The organism is Alkalihalobacterium alkalinitrilicum, assembly GCF_002019605.1.
GTDB lineage: Bacteria > Bacillota > Bacilli > Bacillales > Bacillaceae_F > Alkalihalobacterium > Alkalihalobacterium alkalinitrilicum.
Genome location: NZ_KV917368.1, coordinates 4,985,272 through 5,004,667, shown reverse-complemented (window position 1 = coordinate 5,004,667; position 19,396 = coordinate 4,985,272). Strand labels below are relative to the sequence as shown.

Sequence of the window (19,396 nt, the reverse complement as noted above, 5' to 3'; positions counted from 1 at the left end):
CAAGAGATTATAGAGATTATTCAGAGTCATAACTCCAATTAAATTCATTCATGACTATGACCCTAAAAAGAGTCCTGTCTACTTAACAGGGGGCAATTCAATGACCCCCACTGCACTATTGCTTAACCTTAGTGGGTCAGACTCCCATTCCATCTACCAACGTGAAACATTCCGTGAAACAATATTTTTCGGGGTATCACAGTGACTATTCTAATTACTCCAAGCTGCTATCAATTATTTCAATTTAGGTTAATATTCTTTCCTCTTATCGAGTAGCTTAACACTTATATTAAATCCCAACTGACAGGGGTACCTTTTTTAACATCAACCTTTACCTGTTTGCCTAACAAAACATCGTAGTACTTTGGCTCTAAACCATTTCCAGGCCGTATTATTCTTAAATTACTTTTTGTAAATACTTCACCAGCTTTTATATCTTGGGAAGCGAACAATGAACGTCGATATTGTAAGGATACCTTTTCTTCTTGTGATGACCCATAATGAACACTACCGAGTGACTCCCATGCCCTCTTTGTTTCAATAACTAGCAATTGCATTTCGTCGGGTTCTAAGGAAAATGTAGAGTCTACTCCACCATCGGCTCGAGATAGAGTAAAATGTTTTTCGATCACTGTAGAACCTAAAGCTACACTAGCCACAGCTGTACCTACTCCCATAGTATGATCAGATAAACCAACCTGACATTGAAAAAGTTCCCTCATATGTGGAATAGTAAGAATATTTGAATTTTCTGTCGTAGCTGGATATGTGCTTGTGCACTTTAATAGAATAACCTTCATTGCTCCGGATGCCTTAACTGTACGAACAGCTTCATCTATTTCTGCTACTGTTGCCATCCCAGTGGAAATAATCATCGGTTTCCCAGTAGAAGCTATTTTGCGAATTAAAGGCAAATCCGTATTTTCAAATGATGCAATTTTGTAACAAGGTACATCCAACGTCTCAAGAAAGTCAACTGCTGTTTCATCAAAAGGCGAACTAAAACCTATAATACCCAACTCTTTACAACGATCAAAAATCGGTTTATGCCATTCCCAAGGCGTGTAAGCTTTTTGATAGAGTTTATATAATGACTGATCTTTCCATAGACTGTTTGAATCACTAATAAAAAAGTCACCATGAGAAAGATTTAAAGTCATTGTGTCTGCCGTATAGGTTTGAAGCTTTAAAGCATGAGCTCCTGCTTTCGCTGCCGCCTCAACTATCTCTAACGCACGTTCTAACGATTGGTTATGATTTCCTGACATTTCAGCAATGATGAATGGGGGGTATTTAGTGCCAATTTTTCTCCCTTGTATTTCAATTATTTTCATGTTCATTCACCTAACATTCGTTAAAAGTTTTTTCTTCACTTCTTTCCACTGATCGGAAAAAAGAGCCATCGGTAACACATCTATATATTGGCCATTTTTTAAAACATGCTGTAGTAATCTTCCTTCCTCCGTAAACCCCAATTTTTTATGGTATTTTAAACTGGTACTATTAAATTCCAATATTTCTGCACATACTTTTTCTAAGTCCCATTTTTTCAAAGATTAAATTTAAAGCTAACAACCCCATCATTGTTCCAGACTCACGTGGTGCTCCCAGGTCCCCTATATGAAATCCCCAATAACATCTGTTGTTCATTCTATCAATGTCTGCAAAGTTAACTAATCCCAACCTTCGATTTTCATATACTAAAAGTTTTACTAAATATCTTTTATCTTTTGTTACTCTTTGAAACCCTTGTTCGTGCTCGCTCATTGTGATTTCAGTATCTCTATACATTAAATTTATGATTCTATTAGAGTTGCGCCACTTAAGTATTATCTCTAAATCATTTTGATCTAAATCTTTCAAAGAGTATTACCAACTTTGTCCATATTCATTCTCCTCTAAAATGTATTTAGAAATCGTACAATTCGATATTTCTGACATTGTTTCAAGGGAATGTTTAGATAGTTTCTTTATTATTGAAGGTTCTCTGATCAACTCTTCCAATTTTATTGCTATATCTTTTGATTGTATTTCTATAGCTTTTCCTAAATTAATTACAATACCTTTTGTTTCTGCAGCTGTAATTACTTCAACTTGATTAAAAGCTGTAATAATTGTTATTGTTGGCAGCCCTAAAAAACATCTTTCCCAAGTGGTACTCCCCCCAGCACCAATGGCTAAATCTGCTTGAGCCATAAGTTCAGCTATATTATCTATTTGACAATAATAATAGACATTGGGCATCTGATAAGCTATTTGTTTCACTTGTTCCTTATTAGGGTTTGGACTTCCAACGACAATATCTACGATAATATCATTTCTATTCAATAATTTTATTGCTTCTAATGCTTTCATTGTTTCATTTGATGGATCCGTTCCACCAAAAAATATTAATATGCGTCTAACCTTTCCATCTCGTGTTTTCAATTGTTTCCTAACCTTTTGGAATTCTGGTCGTAACAATGCATATTTAGGTCCTAATAATTTAATGCAAGATTCAGGTAATAACCCTTCATAACGACTTTCCATATTGACATACAGATTTTGATCCAATAATATATCACAATCATGGGCTCGATCTGCTAAATCATCGATCACCATAATTTTTTTTACATAGGGGCGAAATTCTTCTTCCCATTTTTTATCAATCGCATAATGGTCAATAATTAACCAATCGACCACTTTTTGATTAACTAATATTTTCTTTGTTTGTTTTGCATCTGTTCTCCAGTTAACTCCTAACCAATGTGAATGAGTAACATAAGGATCAACTTCGAGCCTTTTTCCTTTTTGGGGAGCAGGTAAAGAAAAGACATTAAAGCCCTTTTTTTGTATATATTTACAGAGATTTCTTGAAAGTTGACGACAAATAAAATAGACTTTAGCCTCTTTCCTCGTTAATTCATTGGCAAGTGTTAGACACCGCATAACATGACCCGTTCCGATCTCAATTGAAGCATCAACACGTATAAAAACCTCCATTTTTTTATCTATCCCCATTTCACTTCCTTTATCGAAGTTTAAATAATGGCTTTAAAGGATTACACTTAAGGAATTTATCCATTTTGGATTGATCTACAGCTTCTTTTATAACCGAAAAAACCTCATCATAAACTTGTAGTAAACGTACTATGTCTTGATCAGTATGTGCATAGCTCATGTTGTGCGTACCGAGCGATAGAATTCCTCTTGCAAACACCTCTTGCAAAAATAAGGTTTTAATTTCCCATTGATTATATTGACGTACATCTTTAAATAATAAAAAGGACCATGATGGATGACCGGTTATAGATAATATATGACTCATATGATGTTTTTGAATCAAGGATTGAATTCCGGTTATTACTTTTTCTCCTTGTGATTTTAAAGTATCAATTACTGGATAATGTTGTAACTTCGACATGGTTGCATATGAAGCGGCTAAAGATAGAGCTTCACCACCAAATGTAAAAGAATAAAAAACCTCTTCCATTAATTTCATAATTTTTTCAGAACCAGTAAGTGCGGATATTGGAAATCCGTTTGCCATTCCTTTACCAAAGGTAGCAAGGTCAGGAATCACACCAAAATAAGATTGAGCACCGCCATTTGCAAAGCGAAAACCTGTAATTGTTTCATCAAATATTAGTAAAGATCCTGAATTATGGGTTAATTCTTTTATCTCTTCTAGAAAGCCATCTTTAGGTTCCTCAATATTCATCGGCTCCAATATAACTGCTGCTATTTGATCAGGAAATTGATTAAAAATTTTCTTTAATGATTCTATATCATTATAAGTAAATGTATGTGTTAAATTTTTTGTTACATTGGGTACACCAAGATCACGATTCGTGGTACCAATATACCAATCTTGCCAACCATGATAACCGCATACTGCAACATGATCTCTCCTTGTATAGGCTCTAGCTAACCGTATAGAACCAGCAGTTGCATCCGAGCCATTTTTGCCAAAGCGAACCATTTCTGCGCATGGTACCATATCCACAATTTTTTCAGAAACTTGAACTTCAATTGGATGCGGTAGAGTGAAGATAACTCCTTCACATAATTGTTCTTGAACAGCCTTTGTCACATCTGGATCATTGTAACCTAATGTAATAGCCGCAAGACCATTAACAAAATCGATATACTCATTTCCATCTACATCCCAAACACGACTCTTCTCTCCTTTTTTTAAAAAAAAAGGGGAAACTCCAAAAGGATATTGAGTTTTACTTTTACTAAAAGTTTGACTTCCGAGTGGAATGGTATTTAATGCCCTTTTCAGTAGTAATTCTGAATGAATATATCGTTTTTTATTCATTTTCCAATCCCTCTTTTTCTGTTTTACTTTCCTCTATGATTGATTTTTCATAACCTTCATTCCGTTTGTGCATTATATTTATAAGTTTTAGATGGGGATGATCATCTAAAAATTTTAATATATCCATTGTTTCAAAAACTGGATTTACTGGATAGAGAGCTTCAAATATTGTATTTACCAAAACAAAATCTATTTCCTCATCGACAGTCCAACGATACTCGGATAAATCGGTATCATTTTTATAACTGCCTACTTTAAAACGATCTTTATTTTGATAAATAAAAGGAGTTACATGTTCTTTTTGTGAGGGAAGTTCTGCTTCCTCCCAAGCTTTCTTTAAACAAAAAAATTCAAAAACTTCTATATCTAAACCATCTGGAAAAGTCTGTTCTATAGTATTACTGGTGTATTGAAATTGATTGTCCAGGTGAAACTTCACAATGTTATCCAATAAATTTGGATCAATAAGAGGACAATCACCTGTAATGCGAACAATATTTGAAGGAGAAAATGGAAGTGCTGCCTGATAAAATCGATCCAAAACATTTTCAAGGCTTCCACGAAAGTATTTAATCCTATTTTCAATACATACTTTTTCAATTGGATCATCAGAAGGATCATTGCTTGTTGCAACGATAAGTTGGTTAATAGTGTTTGATCGTGATACTCGTTCAATTTGCCTTAAAAGCATAGGGGTACCCAATATAGGTTGCAAAACTTTACCAGGTAATCTTGTAGAACTTATTCGCGCCTGTAATATTGCTAATATCATCAAATAAAAACTCCTTTGAACCCTAAATTTTCCAACATGTTGGATTGATGATGTTTTCATCGCTTATTGCAAATTGACTTAAATCACATCTTGGCCATACTCTGCTATAATCTTTTATATTTTCCTTTAATTGTTCCTTAGTCTCTACTCCTAATACGATAACGTCTATTTCATTTATCTGTTTTAAAAAACCTAAAGCTGCTTGGGTTGGTGATAGACTATACGCTTGGATAAACTTATAATATTCTATTAATCTATTCTTAATATTATTAAAATAGGAATGTAGATTATCAGGAGGTGTAACTAGTAGACCCTGTAAAAAAGCAGATCTAGCATGAATTTCTACCCCTTGCTCTTTCAATTTCTTTAATTGTCCACCTTCGATTAACCGTTGATCAAATATATTAATAGGCAATTGTACAAGATCAAAATGATACTGACACATCAATTGATCAATTTGTTCACCTGTGTATATTGAAACCCCTATTTTTTTTACTAACTTTTTTCTTTTAAATTCTTGCATGACTTCATAGAGTAAATGACCATTATCAACGAACAAATCATTGACATGATGAATTAATAACCCGTACAGTGAGGGTTGTTTCAATTTTTCTAATGATAATAAAAACGTTTTTACGAGTCTTTCTGTATGAACAGTTGTAATTTTATCCGTTTTAAAATGGGGAGTCTTAGTAATAATTTTAAATGGATGATAGAGAGGTAAACATTTCCCTATTACTAATTCACTTTCTCCATATGTGGGAGCAGTATCTATTATATATACTTTTTTCTCTAAACAATAATTTATAATCTTTTCAACTTCTTTTAAGGGAGTTTTCCCATGTTGATTAAAAGCACCGTAAACATTGCCAAATTGAGCTGTTCCAATTCCTATTTTGTTATCCAAAAGATTCGCAATACCTACCACCTACTTTATGGATAAAATTAGTATCTGAAAAATTTTATCTTGATCAATTTGATATATTGTTATTAAAAATCGACATCCAAGTTTTATCAACATAATTACCATCCAAATAAAGATGCTTTTTCATGTTTCCATCTATATTAAAACCCACTTTTTCATAAGCTTTTATTGCAGATTTATGGTTAGCGAAAACACCGAGGTATATTTTTCTTATGTTTAGCGTCCGAAAACCAAAATCTACTAACAACGATGTGGCTTCAGAGCCGTATCCTTTTCCCCAATAACTTTTATCACCAATCATGATTCCTAATTCTGCTGTTCGGTGAATCCAATTTATGTTAGAAAGCTTTATATTTCCAATATGTTCTTCCTGTTGTGAAAGTCTATCAAAAATTCCTAAAAAGATATCTGTACCTTTATTAATAGTAGTAATATATCTGGTTAAATCATCTTGGCTAGTTGGAAAATTTCCTGTATCTAAAAACTTTGTAACCTCTCTATCATTCATCCAAGATATATATTTTTCATTTGCGTCATTTACGTTCAATTCTCTTAACCCTACTTTTTTACCTGTAATAAAGTATTTATTCACTAAGTCCTCCTCCCTTGTTTTAATATCTATAAAATTCTATAACTTTTTTAACGCCATTTATCACATCTTCTACGTCTTTTTCAGACATTGCAGGAAAAAGCGGAAGTGTAATAATTTCTTCATATAACTTTTCAGCATTTGGACAAATACCTTTTTTATACCCTAATCTTTGATAGTAAGGTTGCAAATGAACAGGAATATAATGCACATTTACACCAATATTCTCCTTTATTAACGCCTCAAAAACTTCTTTACGACCTACTGTTAATTGATCTAAATTTAATCGAATAATATATAAATGCCAACTAGATTCATGGTCTTTTTTTTGGTATGGAATTGTAATTTGCTCCAGATCTTTGAATCCCATATTGTACTTTTCAATGATTCGTTTTCTATATTCAATAAATTGAATTAATTTTTTTAATTGACTAATGCCCAGTGCAGCTTGGATATCTGTCATCCGATAATTGAAACCAAGAAATTGCATCTCATAATACCACGGTCCATGATATTGAAATAATTTATCATTATTACGGGTTATACCATGAGTTCGAAATTGCATAAGTTTTTCAAAATAGTCCTTATTATTTGTTGTGATTATTCCTCCTTCACCCGTTGTTATATGTTTAACTGGGTGAAAGCTAAACATGGTCATATCGCTAATTGAACCGATTTTCTTACCTTTGTAAAAGGCTCCTAAGGAGTGAGCTGCATCTTCAATAACAATTAGTTTATGTTTATTGGCTATGGAAATAATTTCATCAAGGGTGGCTGGCTGACCAGTGAAATCGACAGGAATAATCGCTTTTGTTTTTTTAGTAATAAGTTGTTTGATATTGTTAGGAGAAATATTATAGGTTTTAGGATCTACATCGGCAAATACTGGTTTTCCACCTTGATAGAGTATACAATTAACACTTGCTGCAAATGTCATTGGAGTTGTAATCACTTCATCATTTTTTTTGATACCTGCAGCAAAGCATGCTCCATGTAAGGCAGCTGTTCCATTTGAAAATGCTACTGCGTATTTTGCACCAACATAATCGGCAATTTCTTTTTCAAATCGAGTAATTATAGGTCCTGTCGTTAAGTAATCACTTTTTAATACATTAACAACCGCTTGAATATCTTTATCATCAATCCACTGTCGTCCATATGGAAGATATGAATCTCTAACGGACTTTCCACCATGAATGGCTAATTGTTCCTTACTCATTATTTTTTCTCCTTTATATAAGGTTTGTTGTTCTTATCCATTCCTCAGTTTTTTTAATTCCTTCTTCTAAACTGATTTTAGGTTCCCAATCAAATAACCGTTTTGCTTTTTCATAGTTACATAATAACTTTTGTATTTCACTTTGCGGATGAATGTGTTCTACATGTTGAATTCTAGATTCATCTTTAACAGTTAATTTTGCTAAGTCATTGATGGAAATGTCACGTCCTAAACCAGCATTAACAATTTCACCATTTACACTGTTCGAATATCCCGATTGGACGACAAAACGAGCACAATCTTCGACATAAAGAAGGTCACGTGTTTGTGTTCCATCACCATAGATATACAGCGGTTTACCATCTAATTTATTTTTTAAAAAAATAGCTACTACTCCACCTTCACCTCCTGTTTTTTGGAAAGGTCCATACGTGTTAAATGGACGAATAATGACGGCTGGAAGATCATATGCATAGAAATAAGACAAAACCATATTTTCTGCAGAGATTTTTGCACCAGCATATGGCGAAGCTGGTTTTATCGGATCTGTTTCCTTTATACCATCTGGATTAGTAGCTCGATCATAAACCATACAGGTACTCATAAAAACAATTTTTACATGATGTTTTCTACATTGTTCCAAAACTTGAAAAGTTCCTATTGTATCGTTATTAAAGGTCGATATTGGATCATCAATGCTATCTTGAACGTTAATACTCGCTCCTAGGTGGTAACAAAGATCATATCCATTATTAAAAAATAGCTTTTCAAGTAGCGGAATATCTTTAATGTCACCTTTTATAAATTTCATAAAATTTTTATGTTTCATAAATTCATTGATATTTTCTTGTCTGCCATTTGAAAGATCGTCTAATACCCAGATTTGATGACCATCCTTTAATAATTGTTTAACAACCCATCTACCTATAAATCCTGCACCACCAGTGACAAGAATTTTCAAAATTGCTTCCTCCTTTTAAATTAGGTTTTCACTTAAAATTATTGTTTTGATTTCTTCGATTGAAATAGGGGGGTGACTATCAGAGCTATATGTCCCATAACTTGCCACTCTTGCATTTAGGTAACTGCTCTTTTCCTCTCGTATTCCAGGTATAATGAACATTTCTGGCAATTCCCAGGCAATAGTCGATTCATCATAAGTCATTAATTCCTCATACATTTTTTCACCTAGTCTTAAGCCTATTTCTTCAATTTTAATTTCACTACTATTTAGATTATATTTTTTACAGGTTTGTTCTATTACAACCTTTACCATATCTTTTAAGGTAATGACTGGCATCTTTAAAACAAAAACTTCTCCTCCTTTTGATTCTTGGAGGGCTTTAATTGTAAGGCTTGTTGCTTGATTTAACGTCATCATAAACCGGGTCATTTTAAGGTTAGTGACTGTTACCTTTTTATTTTTCAAAATTTGTCTAATAAATAATGGAATCACTGATCCCCTTGAACCCATTACATTACCAAATCGAACACTTGCAAAGGTTGTATTGATCCGCCCATTGCTATACTGAGCTGATGAAATTAATCTTTCAGCAATAAGTTTCGTTGCACCGTACGTATTTGTTGGTGAAATTGCCTTATCAGAACTAGTAAATACTACCTTTTTAACATTTTGAGCACTGGCTGCTTTAATAACATTATAAGTTCCATTTATATTTGTTTGTACGGCTTCGTAAGGGTTATATTCACATGTTGGGACATGCTTCATAGCAGCAACATGAAAAACATAATCTATATCTTCTAGGGCAGAGACAACTCGATCATAATCTCGTACATCTCCTATTAAAAATTGGAGGTTATTCTGATTACCTAGTTTATTTTGTAAGTGAAATTGTTTATACTCATCTCTACTTAAAATTCGGATTAGCTTGGGTTGCTCTTTTAGAATATGTTTTACTAAACTTTGACCAATAGTACCTGTTCCACCGATAATTAATATTTTCTTATCTTTAAAAAACATCGGTACTTCCTTCCTTTCTAATTCGAATGAATTCGAATAAATTATCTCTATTGATATTAGAACCGTCTGGTATACTTTTTAAAATTTGATCACTAACCATTAGTACATCGTTTACTTTACAACCTAATTTTTTAAATATAAAAGGGGATAGAATATGGTGTTTTTTTCCTTTGTATATAAGATAAATTGGGGCCTCTGTTCCTTTAACAATTGTGCCATCTTCAAAAGCTTTTGAACTATAACTTTTTTGGTAAGTGACTTTGTGTAATAAATTATGAATTTTATCCCCCGATAATGTTTGAGGATATGCAAAGGAAAGGAACTCTTTTTGCCTTAGTTTATTATGTTTTTGCATTTTACCATCATTTAAAAATCTTACAATTATTTTTGAAAGATTTTTAGGGTTAGTTTCAGAAAATTCCGTCAATTTTTCGTAGTAGTATCGATCATTCTGATCATAATAGTCTTTTTTTCTTAAACAAAAAACTGGCTTATTAAATAGCATTGCTTCTAAACCTGCTGTAGATAACTCTTGAACAACGACATCAACATTTGCGATAATATCATATAAATTCATCGATGCTGGAACAAGTTTTACTGAATTATACTTTGCACTAAGTTCTTTATAATGTTGAATTCCTAACCTTCTTTCTTCTGTAGGATGGGGTTTAATTATAATTGTAATGAAAGGATTTTTTTGTAATTCCTTAATAAAGGTGGACCAAATGTTGAGTTCACGGTTAAAATTTGTTGCAATAAATACAAGCTTCTTCTTAGGTCCAATATTTAATAGTTTTATTAATTTTTGTTTTGACATATGTTCATTTGTAAATATATGATCAAACCGTGGATGCCCTGTTATCTCAATTGAATCACTTGGAACACCTTTCTTTAGGTACCATTCCTTTTCATAATACCCATAGACAGCATATTTCGAAGCAAAGGCTGGCAAATAACCTAATTCACTTGCAATTATCCCATGCTGTGTACAAATTGTAGGTATACCTTTTGAATTGGCTATTAATGTGAGTATACGACTAAACATTCCACTTGTATTTCCGACAATAACACATGATATTGGTACTTTATTAAAGAAATTTTCATATGCCACTAATAAGTCAACCATAACTGGAATATCCTCAATAAACTTTTGTTTGAAATTTTCATTACTATATACAATATGCTCCTTATATTGAGCAAATAGGGATTTTATTTCAGCTATATACTGATTCTTTAAGTTTTCGACATTCTCTCGATGATTATCTAAAAGGTGAACCTTGCCTATTTCTTTTAGATTTTTTAAATGTTTGTGGTATGCTTTAGTATTTTTCATCTTTGATGAGAATAATAATTCTGTTGTTCTCTTATCAAAACTACGTAAATAATCTTGGGGAAACCGTAATAGGTCACCTTCATGAATTAGAATTTTACCAGGCGGTGCTAATTTATTATGTTGATTTATATTGTTTAAATATAAATCAAAGTGTGATTGAATTTGATTTTCCTTTATAATCTTAGTTCTCAACACTTTGCTAAAAGACACCTCTCTCATTTGCCTTTTTAGATCATCATCTAAATAAAAATGAAATGCACTTAATAAGGGTAAAGGAATATTCTTATACTTTACATTGTAGAAATCTTCAATAAATTGTACGAATAAGGACCAATAATTTCTATAAAATGTATTCATATTTACCTCTCCAATTAAAGATTTTTATTTATTTGTACCACGAATGCGAGATTTTTGAATCTACAGCTAACAAACTAGATTAGTCTTTTGGTTATTGTCACTTTATAATGAAAGTTTAATTAATTAGCTCATTTATAACCTTTATTAATCTATTTATTGAAAGTTGTTGTGGATAAGAAAAAGCAATAAACTTTTTACGTCTTTGTTCGTAATGCTTTTTATAAAAATCATCGTGTAAAACTCTTTTGATATTTTCAGCAAGTAAATTTGGATTAGACTGAACAAATTCACCTAGTTTATCATAATAATCGGTAGTATCATTTTTTAAAATTGCAACTGGTTTTCCCATCAATATTGCTTCTAATCCAACCGTTGAAGCATTCACTACAACAATATCAACGTTTGAAAGAATTTCATATAAATGTATCCTATTTTTCGAAATTAGTTTAATTCTAGTATACTTTGAACCTAATATCTTATAATCTAAATAATCACCATTATTTATTTCCAAAGGATGTGGTTTAATAATAATTTCAATTGAATGATCTTTCATCAGACAAGATATTAATTTTAACCATTTCGATCTATCTGATGGTTGTGTTGCAAGAAGCACCCACTTTTTCCTAGTATTTAACCTTAGTTTTCTGTCCAAAGTATTATTGTATTGTTTTGTAAATATTTCATCAAAACGAGGGTGACCGATTATTTCAATTTGTTGCTCTAATACTCCTTTACTTAAATACCACTTTTTCTCAAATTCACCATACACCGCCTGCTTTGTTGTTAGTACTGGAAAATAGCCTTCTTCTCTCACAATTAATCCATGTTGCATACAAATGCTTGGTACACCATTTAATGATGCAACAGCAACAATACTACGACTAAGCGAATCTTCCGTAGTACCAACAATTACACAGGAAATACGGACATCCTTAAAACAATTTATAATACTTTCTAGATTCATTAACAATTGGGGTATAGTTTGGATAAATTTCTCTTGAAACTCGCAGTTTTTAAAAACTGGATGACATGTAGGACAAGAAAAAATATCCATTGATTGAATTTGTATTTTTTTTACCATTGAAGAAATTTCACATTGATATTGGTCTAAGAAATAGGTCGGAAGTATATTATTATATCCTTCCTTTCGTCTTTTTCGAAGAATAAAGGTTTTTACTTGATTAAAATTTTTTTTTAAAACCTGAGGAGGAAAACGTAAAACATATTCATAAAGCAGTACTTTACCATTTGTTTGTATTGTTTTAGTTATACTGTTTTTAAAAGGGTTAAATCGGTCAAAGGAAGGTTGAATATCATTTTCTGATGAGATTTTATATTTAAGATTATTTATAAAATATGGCTTTTTCATTTCTCCTTTTAGAATAGCATTATCTTTAATAAGTTCTGAAAAATTACAAATTATTGGAATTGGGATACCTTTATATTTTAATTTCTTAAACTCCTCAATAAATTCCAAATATAAAGACCAATAATTTTTATTTTCCCATTTCAAACCATTCACTCCTATTATGTTATTTAATTAAAAGAATCGAACATTATTAAAAGAATACATTGTTAGTCTAATGACATACTATGCAAAAAAGATTTCATTGAAATAAGATTTTACCAATACCTTCCATAGGGAATATTTCAACCTTACTAGCAAATTTATAATGACCACTACGCTTTTAATACCCAAAAATTATAGATGTCTGATAATGATTGTTCAGGCGAGATTTCTGGCTTTCTTTTAGCTTTGTATGATCCACTATTCTTGGAATTTCAGATGGTCCCATTCTCTCTAGATCTAATTTTATTTTTAAGTTTTTTCTTAATAAGATAGAAGAATTTCTGTAAGAAACCTTAACCTTATTGCCCAGCACTCACCCGTGTTAGGTGAAGGGATATCGTATCCAAACTCTTTTTTTAGTGTTTCTCCTCCCCCTATTTTCTCTTTAAAATAGGGAATTAAAAAATGGGTTTCCCTATTCTATTGGACATAACATAACACCAATCTTTCCATTTTTTACTCATTTGGTAATTATACTATGTTCATTTTTTTGAATGGTATAGATATATGTCTTTTCCAGTTTTATTTAAAAAACTTTATCTATTTTTCTTCTTCCAATCAAAACCATTGCAGAATCATTCCAAGGTATCCGCTTCAACGATTAGTTATTTACAACGCAATCGTAAACCCTAACAACCAGACGAACAGTTTTTTGCCTAAGGTCACAATAGCCGTGGTCAAACCTTTAGGAATAAGTAACACCATTGGATTCACTTCACCCATGTAATAGATCTCAGTTTGCGTGTAAGTTCGAGATTCCTATGCATCTCATGAAGGACTACTTATGGTTGACTGACTGGAAAAGCCATACATCATCTTGTTCCTCATGGTAACGGAAAGCCTTAATAACACCTGGATAACTCATCGAACCTCGGCTTGCCCGAAACGCTCCAAAAGGTCTTCGTCATCTCTTACAAGCTCAGCAAAAGTACCTCGATCGTTTCCAAAGTTTTTACGCCATCATTAAGTATGCTGGTCTTGGTGCTAGTGCCCCGATTTGTTGTAGTTGGCTTAATCAATTCAGAATTATAGCCTTCCTGTTGCAAATATGTTTTGCAACTGCATACCTGCTGCGATGATAATGAATGCTAAAGTGTTCAAGCTGAATTCAATACGATTTTATAACTTTGCTCGTATATACTCAATTCTTGCATTTTCTGAAAAGGAAGTTGTCCATTTTGAAAAGGGCAGTTATTGATAAAAGGGTTTCTCTTTAAGAAAAAACGCTTATAATTCCTGTATCTTTTTTGAACAAATTTACCTACACTTATCCTTTAAATTTTCATCGGACGATTAAGACCATTTATTTTTGGCCGTTGTTCTCGAATTTATTAAAGTTATAAATTCAACTAGGACTTTTCTCGTTTTATTTAAAAGAGTTTATCTATTTTTCGTCTCCCAATCAAACCCAATAATAGGATCATCCCACGGTATCCGTTTTTCATCAGGCTTCTTAGGATAATAGGATTGCGTTGTAAAATAAATAATCGTTGCAGGTTTTTGCCCAAGGACACGATAACCGTGCGCAACACCTTTAGGAATCAATAGTACAATTGGATTTTCTTCCCCCATGTAATAGACATCAGTTTCGCCATATGTTTCCGCTTTTTTGCGCAAGTCATGAAGGACGACTTGAGCATTTCCAGATGGAAAAAACCATAAATCATCTTGTTCTTCGTGATAATGGAAAGCTTTAATAACACCAGGATAACTCATCGACCATGATGCTTGCCCGAATCGCTCTAATAAAGCTTCGTCATCTCTTACAAGCTCAGCAAAAAAACCTCGATCATCACAGTGTTTAAATAATTTCTTCGTTTTTACACCTTCAATCACGCCTTAACTCCTCCTTAATAAATTCTTTTACTGCCTCTTCCCATCTTCTTGGAACTTCCAGTTTTTCTTTCTCTAAAGACTTGTGAGCCATAACTGAATATGCTGGCCTTGGCGCTAAAGCTCCATAAGCTTCGGTTGTCGTTGGCTGAATCAAATATGGATCAAAGCCTGCTTGCTTAAAAATATGTTTCGCAAACGTATACCAACTACAGCTTCCTGTATTACTAACATGATAAACCCCATAAGATTTACCGATAATCTGCATAATCACATCTGCAAGGTCTTTCGTATAAGTGGGTGAACCGATTTGATCATCGACCACTTTAATTTCTTGCTTTTGTTCAGCTAATTTAAGCATCGTTTTCACAAAATTTTTTCCGCAACTTCCGTAAAGCCAAGATGTTCTCACAACATATAATTCTTCTAATGTTAACTGAACTAGTTGTTCTCCAAGCCATTTGCTCATCCCATAAACATTCTTTGGATTGGGTTGATCTTCTTCCACATACGGACTCGTTTTATCTCCATCAAACACATAGTCCGTACTAATATAGACCATTTTTGCTCCAACATTCTTTGCTGCAATTCCTACATGAAAGGCTCCTAAACTATTAACCTCAAATGCTTTCTTCTGTTCATATTCACATTCATCTACAGCCGTATAAGCTGCTGCATGAATAATTACTTCTGGTTTCAGTTTGGATATAATTCGTAAAACTTCGACTTGATTAGTAATGTCTAGCTGATCTTTTCCTAAGGCTGTAATATTTGCTTTTTTTTTTTACAATTTTCGTAAGATCTTTTCCTAATTGGCCATTTGCACCAGTAATCAAAATCCGCACCAGTTTTTTCACCTACTTTATTGGATTTTGTTGTTTTTGTACCATTCGATCGTATTAATAAGTCCATCTCTAAATGTTACTTGTGGCTTCCATCCTAATTCCTTATGAATTTTGCCCCAATTGATTGCATATCTTCTATCGTGACCTTTTCGATCTTCAACATATTCGATTAATTGATGTTTTTTATTTAAATAATCAAGAATTAGTGTAATCACTTCTTTATTCGTTCTCTCATGTCCGCCGCCAATGTTATAAACCTCACCTGGTTCTCCATGTTCTAACACCATATGAATGGCACGACAATGATCATCCACAAACAGCCAATCGCGAACATTTTGACCGTCTCCATAAAGAGGAATTTTTTGGTCATTCAAAGCATTTATGATTACTTTAGGGATAAATTTTTCTCTATGTTGCTTAGGACCATAATTATTGCTACATCGAGTGATTATCAAAGGTAATTGATATGTTTTATAGAAGGAGCGAACAAGCAAATCAGCACTTGCTTTACTTGCTGAATAAGGGTTATTAGGTGCTAGGGGAGAGTGTTCAGTAAATGGAAGATCTTCATGCCCTAAGGATCCATACACTTCATCTGTTGAAATTTGAATCATTTTTTTGGCTTTTCCGACAAGTACAGCATTTAAAAGATTAAGTGTTCCGTTAATATTTGTATTTATAAAAGGATGAGCATTCTCAATGCTACGATCAACATGAGATTCTGCTGCGAAATTAATAATTGCTTTATATTCACGGTCAAAAGCTTGCTTTAAACTAGTACTATTGCTAATATCACAATGAATAAATCGATATTTTGAGTTCTGATTAAAGTGTTTAATGTTGTCAATATCACCTGCATAAGTTAATGCATCAATGTTGGTAATTGAATAACTTGTATTCCCTAACATATACTCAATAAAGTTTGAACCGATAAATCCTGCACCGCCTGTAACTAGAAGGTGTTTACTCACGTTCCTCCCCCTTCCTTTTTGATATTTTAATAAGCTCATAAACTAAAGTATTAGCTTTATATAGCGATTCATGTGTACCTGCATCAATCCACCAGCCTTTTAAAATATCATATTGCAGTTGGTTTTGATTTATAAATAAATTGTTAACATCTGTAATTTCTAATTCTCCACGAGCGGATGGTTTTATAGCATTAATAAAATCAAACACTTGAACATTATACATGTAAACTCCTGTTACACAGTAAGGAGAATTCGTCTTTTCAGGTTTTTCAATTATTGATTGAATGGTGTTTGTTTCTTTATTTAATATGGCAATTCCATAACGTGAAGGGTTTGGTACTTCTTTTAATAAAACTCTTCCCCCACTTTTTTGTTGTTTAAAACTTTCAATGTAAGGTACAAGGGAATCTTCAAAAATATTATCACCTAAAATGGTAATAAATTTTTCATCCCTTACAAACGACTTTGCATAAGCTACGCCATCTGCAATTCCATTTGGCCCATCTTGAACTTTATAGGTTAAATTCACTCCTAATCCCTTACCATTTCCAAAAATAGATATAAAGTTACTTAAATGCTCTTTATTTGTCAATATTAAAATGTCTTTTATTTCAGCCTCCTTGAGCTTTTTTATTGACCAATAAATCATTGGGAATGGTCCCACTGGAAGAAGATGTTTATTTATAATTTTAGTAAAAGGTCTTAACCGAGTACCTTTTCCTCCTGCTAGAATAACCCCTTTCATCTCATCACCCCCTTAGAACTTCCTAACTACTTTCGCCCCATATAAATTAACCTATAGCGATTTCGAGTTTTTCTCCTTATCTCTTTGCTAGTACTCTATTCTTGTTACAAAGGGAAAGTAAGTTGTCCATTCTAAAAAGTCTTTTCCACTTTTCTTTTATCTACCATAACGGTTCCGTTAGTCCAAAGTAATGGTATTGAAAAACGATAGGAAGAATGAGGAAGAACCACGCTTTTAACCTAATGGGATATATTCTTCTCCAGATATAACTAACAACTTAAAGTTTTAGCCGTGACTTAACCCATTTCGTTTACATACCTTACATTATAGATTGATATAGGGGGCCTATTTCAGTGGAGAGAAACTTAGAACAATATCTAATACAGAAGAAGGAGATCGAATACAGTAAAAAAAAGTTAAAAAGGTTAATAGACAATGCAACTGATATTACTTTAATGAAATCAGGAGGAAATATAGGAGACCATCTTATATGGGAAGCTACACGAGATCTGCTTTCTAATAAAAATTATAAGGAGATCGATTGGAGAAGGATTAAGAAAACTTCGGGTGAAACCGCAATTATTGCAGGTGGGGGTAACTGGTGTCATGCTTATCATTTATGGCCAGAATTACTACCTTTTGTTGAGGAAAGATTTGAGCATGTCATTATTTTCCCATCATCATTCGATACTTCCTTAACATTAGTAAAAGATGCGCTTATGAAAACAAAAGCTTTAGTATTTGCAAGAGAAGTAGAATCATTCAAACAAATCAAAAATTTATGTGATGCAGATCTTGCCTATGACTGTGCCTTTTTTTATAATTTTTCCACCTACAGTGAAACAAGAAATGGCAACTTAAACGCCTTTCGTACAGATCATGATTCGATCAATAAACGGATCCCAAAAGATAATATAGACATTTCCATCAAATGTAAGAATTTGCATGAATGGCTTAAAATGATTAGCAGGCACGAAATTATCCATACCGACCGAGCACACGTTATGATTGCAGCAGCAATGATGGGTAAAAAGGTCTATTGTCGTGATAATAACTATCATAAAGTACGTGGAATTGCCAATTATTCCCTTAAAGGCTTCCCTGTATATTTCCTCTAAACCTCTAATTACTTTAAAAGTAAAATAACTAGTATAAGGAAGGAGCCGAAAAATGAACGTAGAACAAAAGGTAACTGCCATTATTAAAGCCTTTGAACGGCCGGAGTGTTTAGATCTATTAATAAATAGTATTAAAAAGTATTATCCCAAATTAAAGATTATTGTTGCTGATGATAGTCAAAATCCCCAACCTAGGAATGACGTTGAGTTCCATGTTTTACCCTTCAATATTGGGATGTCAAAAGGCAGGAATTTTTTAATACAACAAGTTAAAACCCCTTATGTTTTAGTCCTCGATGATGATTATTGTTTTATTAAAGAAACAAAAATTGAAAAATTATTACACGTACTTGAAAATTCCGATGTAGATATAGTAGGTGGACGTTGGATTTGGAAAAATAGAGTCCATAGCTATCACGGTAAATTAAACTATAAAGATGGCGTATTAACCCATACGAAAGATTCTTATGGTGAAGAAGCTGGCTGTAAGCTTTATGATATTATTCATAACTTCTTCCTGGCTAGGACGGATGTACTTATAAAACACCCTTGGGATGATCGACTGAAGGTTTTTCATCATATTGATTTCTTTTTTTCCCATAAAGGGAAGATGAAAGTTGCTCTTCACCCTGAGGTGTTTATTTACCATAAACAGGTGCAAAAAAAACATTATCAGAAATATAGATTTCAAACACAAGACTCATACCTATTGTATGAGAAAAAACATGGAATTAAAGAGTTCAAATCAGCCGGATCAAAGTCTCATTTTGAAAAAATCAATTACAAAAAATATTTTAGCCAAGAAACCATATCAGCTTATCTTACCTGAATTAAG

At 32.7% G+C, this 19,396-nt stretch carries 18 protein-coding genes and 1 pseudogene; 2 read left to right on the top strand and 17 right to left on the bottom strand.

Features of this window, described 5'->3' with window-relative positions:
* Positions 1-284 precede the first annotated feature (284 nt).
* The 17 genes and pseudogenes from pseI to BK574_RS24050 all read right to left on the bottom strand — a co-directional run bounded on the left by pseI (position 285) and on the right by BK574_RS24050 (position 17,443).
* On the bottom strand, positions 285-1,334 hold the full coding sequence (pseI, locus tag BK574_RS24130; RefSeq protein WP_078430400.1) for a pseudaminic acid synthase: 1,050 nt from the start codon (positions 1,332-1,334) through the stop codon (positions 285-287).
* A 169-nt stretch (positions 1,335-1,503) separates the two neighbouring features.
* The gene (locus BK574_RS27745; RefSeq protein WP_078430399.1) at positions 1,504-1,863 is read right to left on the bottom strand and encodes a hypothetical protein; all 360 of its coding nucleotides are present in this window, start codon (positions 1,861-1,863) and stop codon (positions 1,504-1,506) included.
* A gap of 6 nt (positions 1,864-1,869) precedes the next feature.
* The gene (gene pseG / locus BK574_RS24120; RefSeq protein ID WP_180320625.1) at positions 1,870-2,982 is read right to left on the bottom strand and encodes a UDP-2,4-diacetamido-2,4,6-trideoxy-beta-L-altropyranose hydrolase; all 1,113 of its coding nucleotides are present in this window, start codon (positions 2,980-2,982) and stop codon (positions 1,870-1,872) included.
* Positions 2,983-3,010: 28 nt separating this feature from the next.
* Complete coding sequence (locus BK574_RS24115) at positions 3,011-4,303, bottom strand: aminotransferase class III-fold pyridoxal phosphate-dependent enzyme (protein WP_078430398.1); 1,293 nt, start codon at positions 4,301-4,303, stop codon at positions 3,011-3,013.
* Positions 4,296-5,075: a cytidylyltransferase domain-containing protein gene (locus BK574_RS24110; protein ID WP_078430397.1), complete on the bottom strand. Its 780-nt coding sequence runs from the start codon at positions 5,073-5,075 to the stop codon at positions 4,296-4,298. Before BK574_RS24110 ends, BK574_RS24115 begins: the two co-directional genes overlap by 8 nt.
* A 22-nt stretch (positions 5,076-5,097) precedes the next feature.
* Positions 5,098-5,982: an aldo/keto reductase gene (locus tag BK574_RS24105; RefSeq protein ID WP_218970619.1), complete on the bottom strand. Its 885-nt coding sequence runs from the start codon at positions 5,980-5,982 to the stop codon at positions 5,098-5,100.
* 64 nt (positions 5,983-6,046) lie between these two features.
* Positions 6,047-6,592: a GNAT family N-acetyltransferase gene (locus BK574_RS24100; RefSeq protein WP_158211748.1), complete on the bottom strand. Its 546-nt coding sequence runs from the start codon at positions 6,590-6,592 to the stop codon at positions 6,047-6,049.
* Between the two features lie 19 nt (positions 6,593-6,611).
* A complete protein-coding gene (gene pseC, locus BK574_RS24095) occupies positions 6,612-7,808 on the bottom strand; it encodes a UDP-4-amino-4,6-dideoxy-N-acetyl-beta-L-altrosamine transaminase (protein WP_078430394.1) in 1,197 nt (398 codons plus the stop codon).
* Positions 7,809-7,821: 13 nt separating this feature from the next.
* Positions 7,822-8,769 (bottom strand): dTDP-glucose 4,6-dehydratase, encoded by a 948-nt coding sequence (locus tag BK574_RS24090; protein WP_078430393.1) that lies wholly within the window; start codon positions 8,767-8,769, stop codon positions 7,822-7,824.
* Positions 8,770-8,784: 15 nt separating this feature from the next.
* Positions 8,785-9,789: an SDR family NAD(P)-dependent oxidoreductase gene (locus tag BK574_RS24085; RefSeq protein ID WP_078430392.1), complete on the bottom strand. Its 1,005-nt coding sequence runs from the start codon at positions 9,787-9,789 to the stop codon at positions 8,785-8,787.
* A complete protein-coding gene (locus BK574_RS24080; RefSeq protein ID WP_078430391.1) occupies positions 9,779-11,479 on the bottom strand; it encodes a CDP-glycerol glycerophosphotransferase family protein in 1,701 nt (566 codons plus the stop codon). Before BK574_RS24080 ends, BK574_RS24085 begins: the two co-directional genes overlap by 11 nt.
* Positions 11,480-11,594: 115 nt before the next feature.
* Positions 11,595-12,992, bottom strand: a complete 1,398-nt coding sequence (locus BK574_RS24075; protein ID WP_078430390.1) for a capsular polysaccharide export protein, LipB/KpsS family — start codon at positions 12,990-12,992, stop codon at positions 11,595-11,597.
* Between the two features lie 708 nt (positions 12,993-13,700).
* Positions 13,701-13,991: pseudogene (locus BK574_RS28595) on the bottom strand (dTDP-4-dehydrorhamnose 3,5-epimerase family protein); the annotation flags it as partial.
* 438 nt (positions 13,992-14,429) lie between these two features.
* Positions 14,430-14,885 carry a dTDP-4-dehydrorhamnose 3,5-epimerase family protein gene (locus BK574_RS24065; RefSeq protein ID WP_078430389.1) on the bottom strand — a complete coding sequence of 152 codons (456 nt, stop codon included), beginning with the start codon at positions 14,883-14,885 and terminating at the stop codon, positions 14,430-14,432.
* Positions 14,878-15,621, bottom strand: a complete 744-nt coding sequence (gene rfbD, locus BK574_RS24060; RefSeq protein ID WP_274379471.1) for a dTDP-4-dehydrorhamnose reductase — start codon at positions 15,619-15,621, stop codon at positions 14,878-14,880. Before rfbD ends, BK574_RS24065 begins: the two co-directional genes overlap by 8 nt.
* 123 nt (positions 15,622-15,744) lie before the next feature.
* A complete protein-coding gene (gene rfbB, locus BK574_RS24055; RefSeq protein ID WP_078430388.1) occupies positions 15,745-16,698 on the bottom strand; it encodes a dTDP-glucose 4,6-dehydratase in 954 nt (317 codons plus the stop codon).
* Positions 16,691-17,443, bottom strand: a complete 753-nt coding sequence (locus BK574_RS24050) for a sugar phosphate nucleotidyltransferase (protein ID WP_078430387.1) — start codon at positions 17,441-17,443, stop codon at positions 16,691-16,693. The genes rfbB and BK574_RS24050 overlap by 8 nt, the downstream gene beginning before the upstream one ends.
* Positions 17,444-17,796: 353 nt before the next feature.
* On the opposite strand from BK574_RS24050, the gene BK574_RS24045 reads away from it, so the two are divergent.
* A complete protein-coding gene (locus BK574_RS24045; protein ID WP_078430386.1) occupies positions 17,797-18,561 on the top strand; it encodes a polysaccharide pyruvyl transferase family protein in 765 nt (254 codons plus the stop codon).
* Between the two features lie 52 nt (positions 18,562-18,613).
* Positions 18,614-19,390 carry a glycosyltransferase family 2 protein gene (locus tag BK574_RS24040; RefSeq protein ID WP_078430385.1) on the top strand — a complete coding sequence of 259 codons (777 nt, stop codon included), beginning with the start codon at positions 18,614-18,616 and terminating at the stop codon, positions 19,388-19,390.
* The last annotated feature ends 6 nt before the right edge of the window (positions 19,391-19,396 follow it).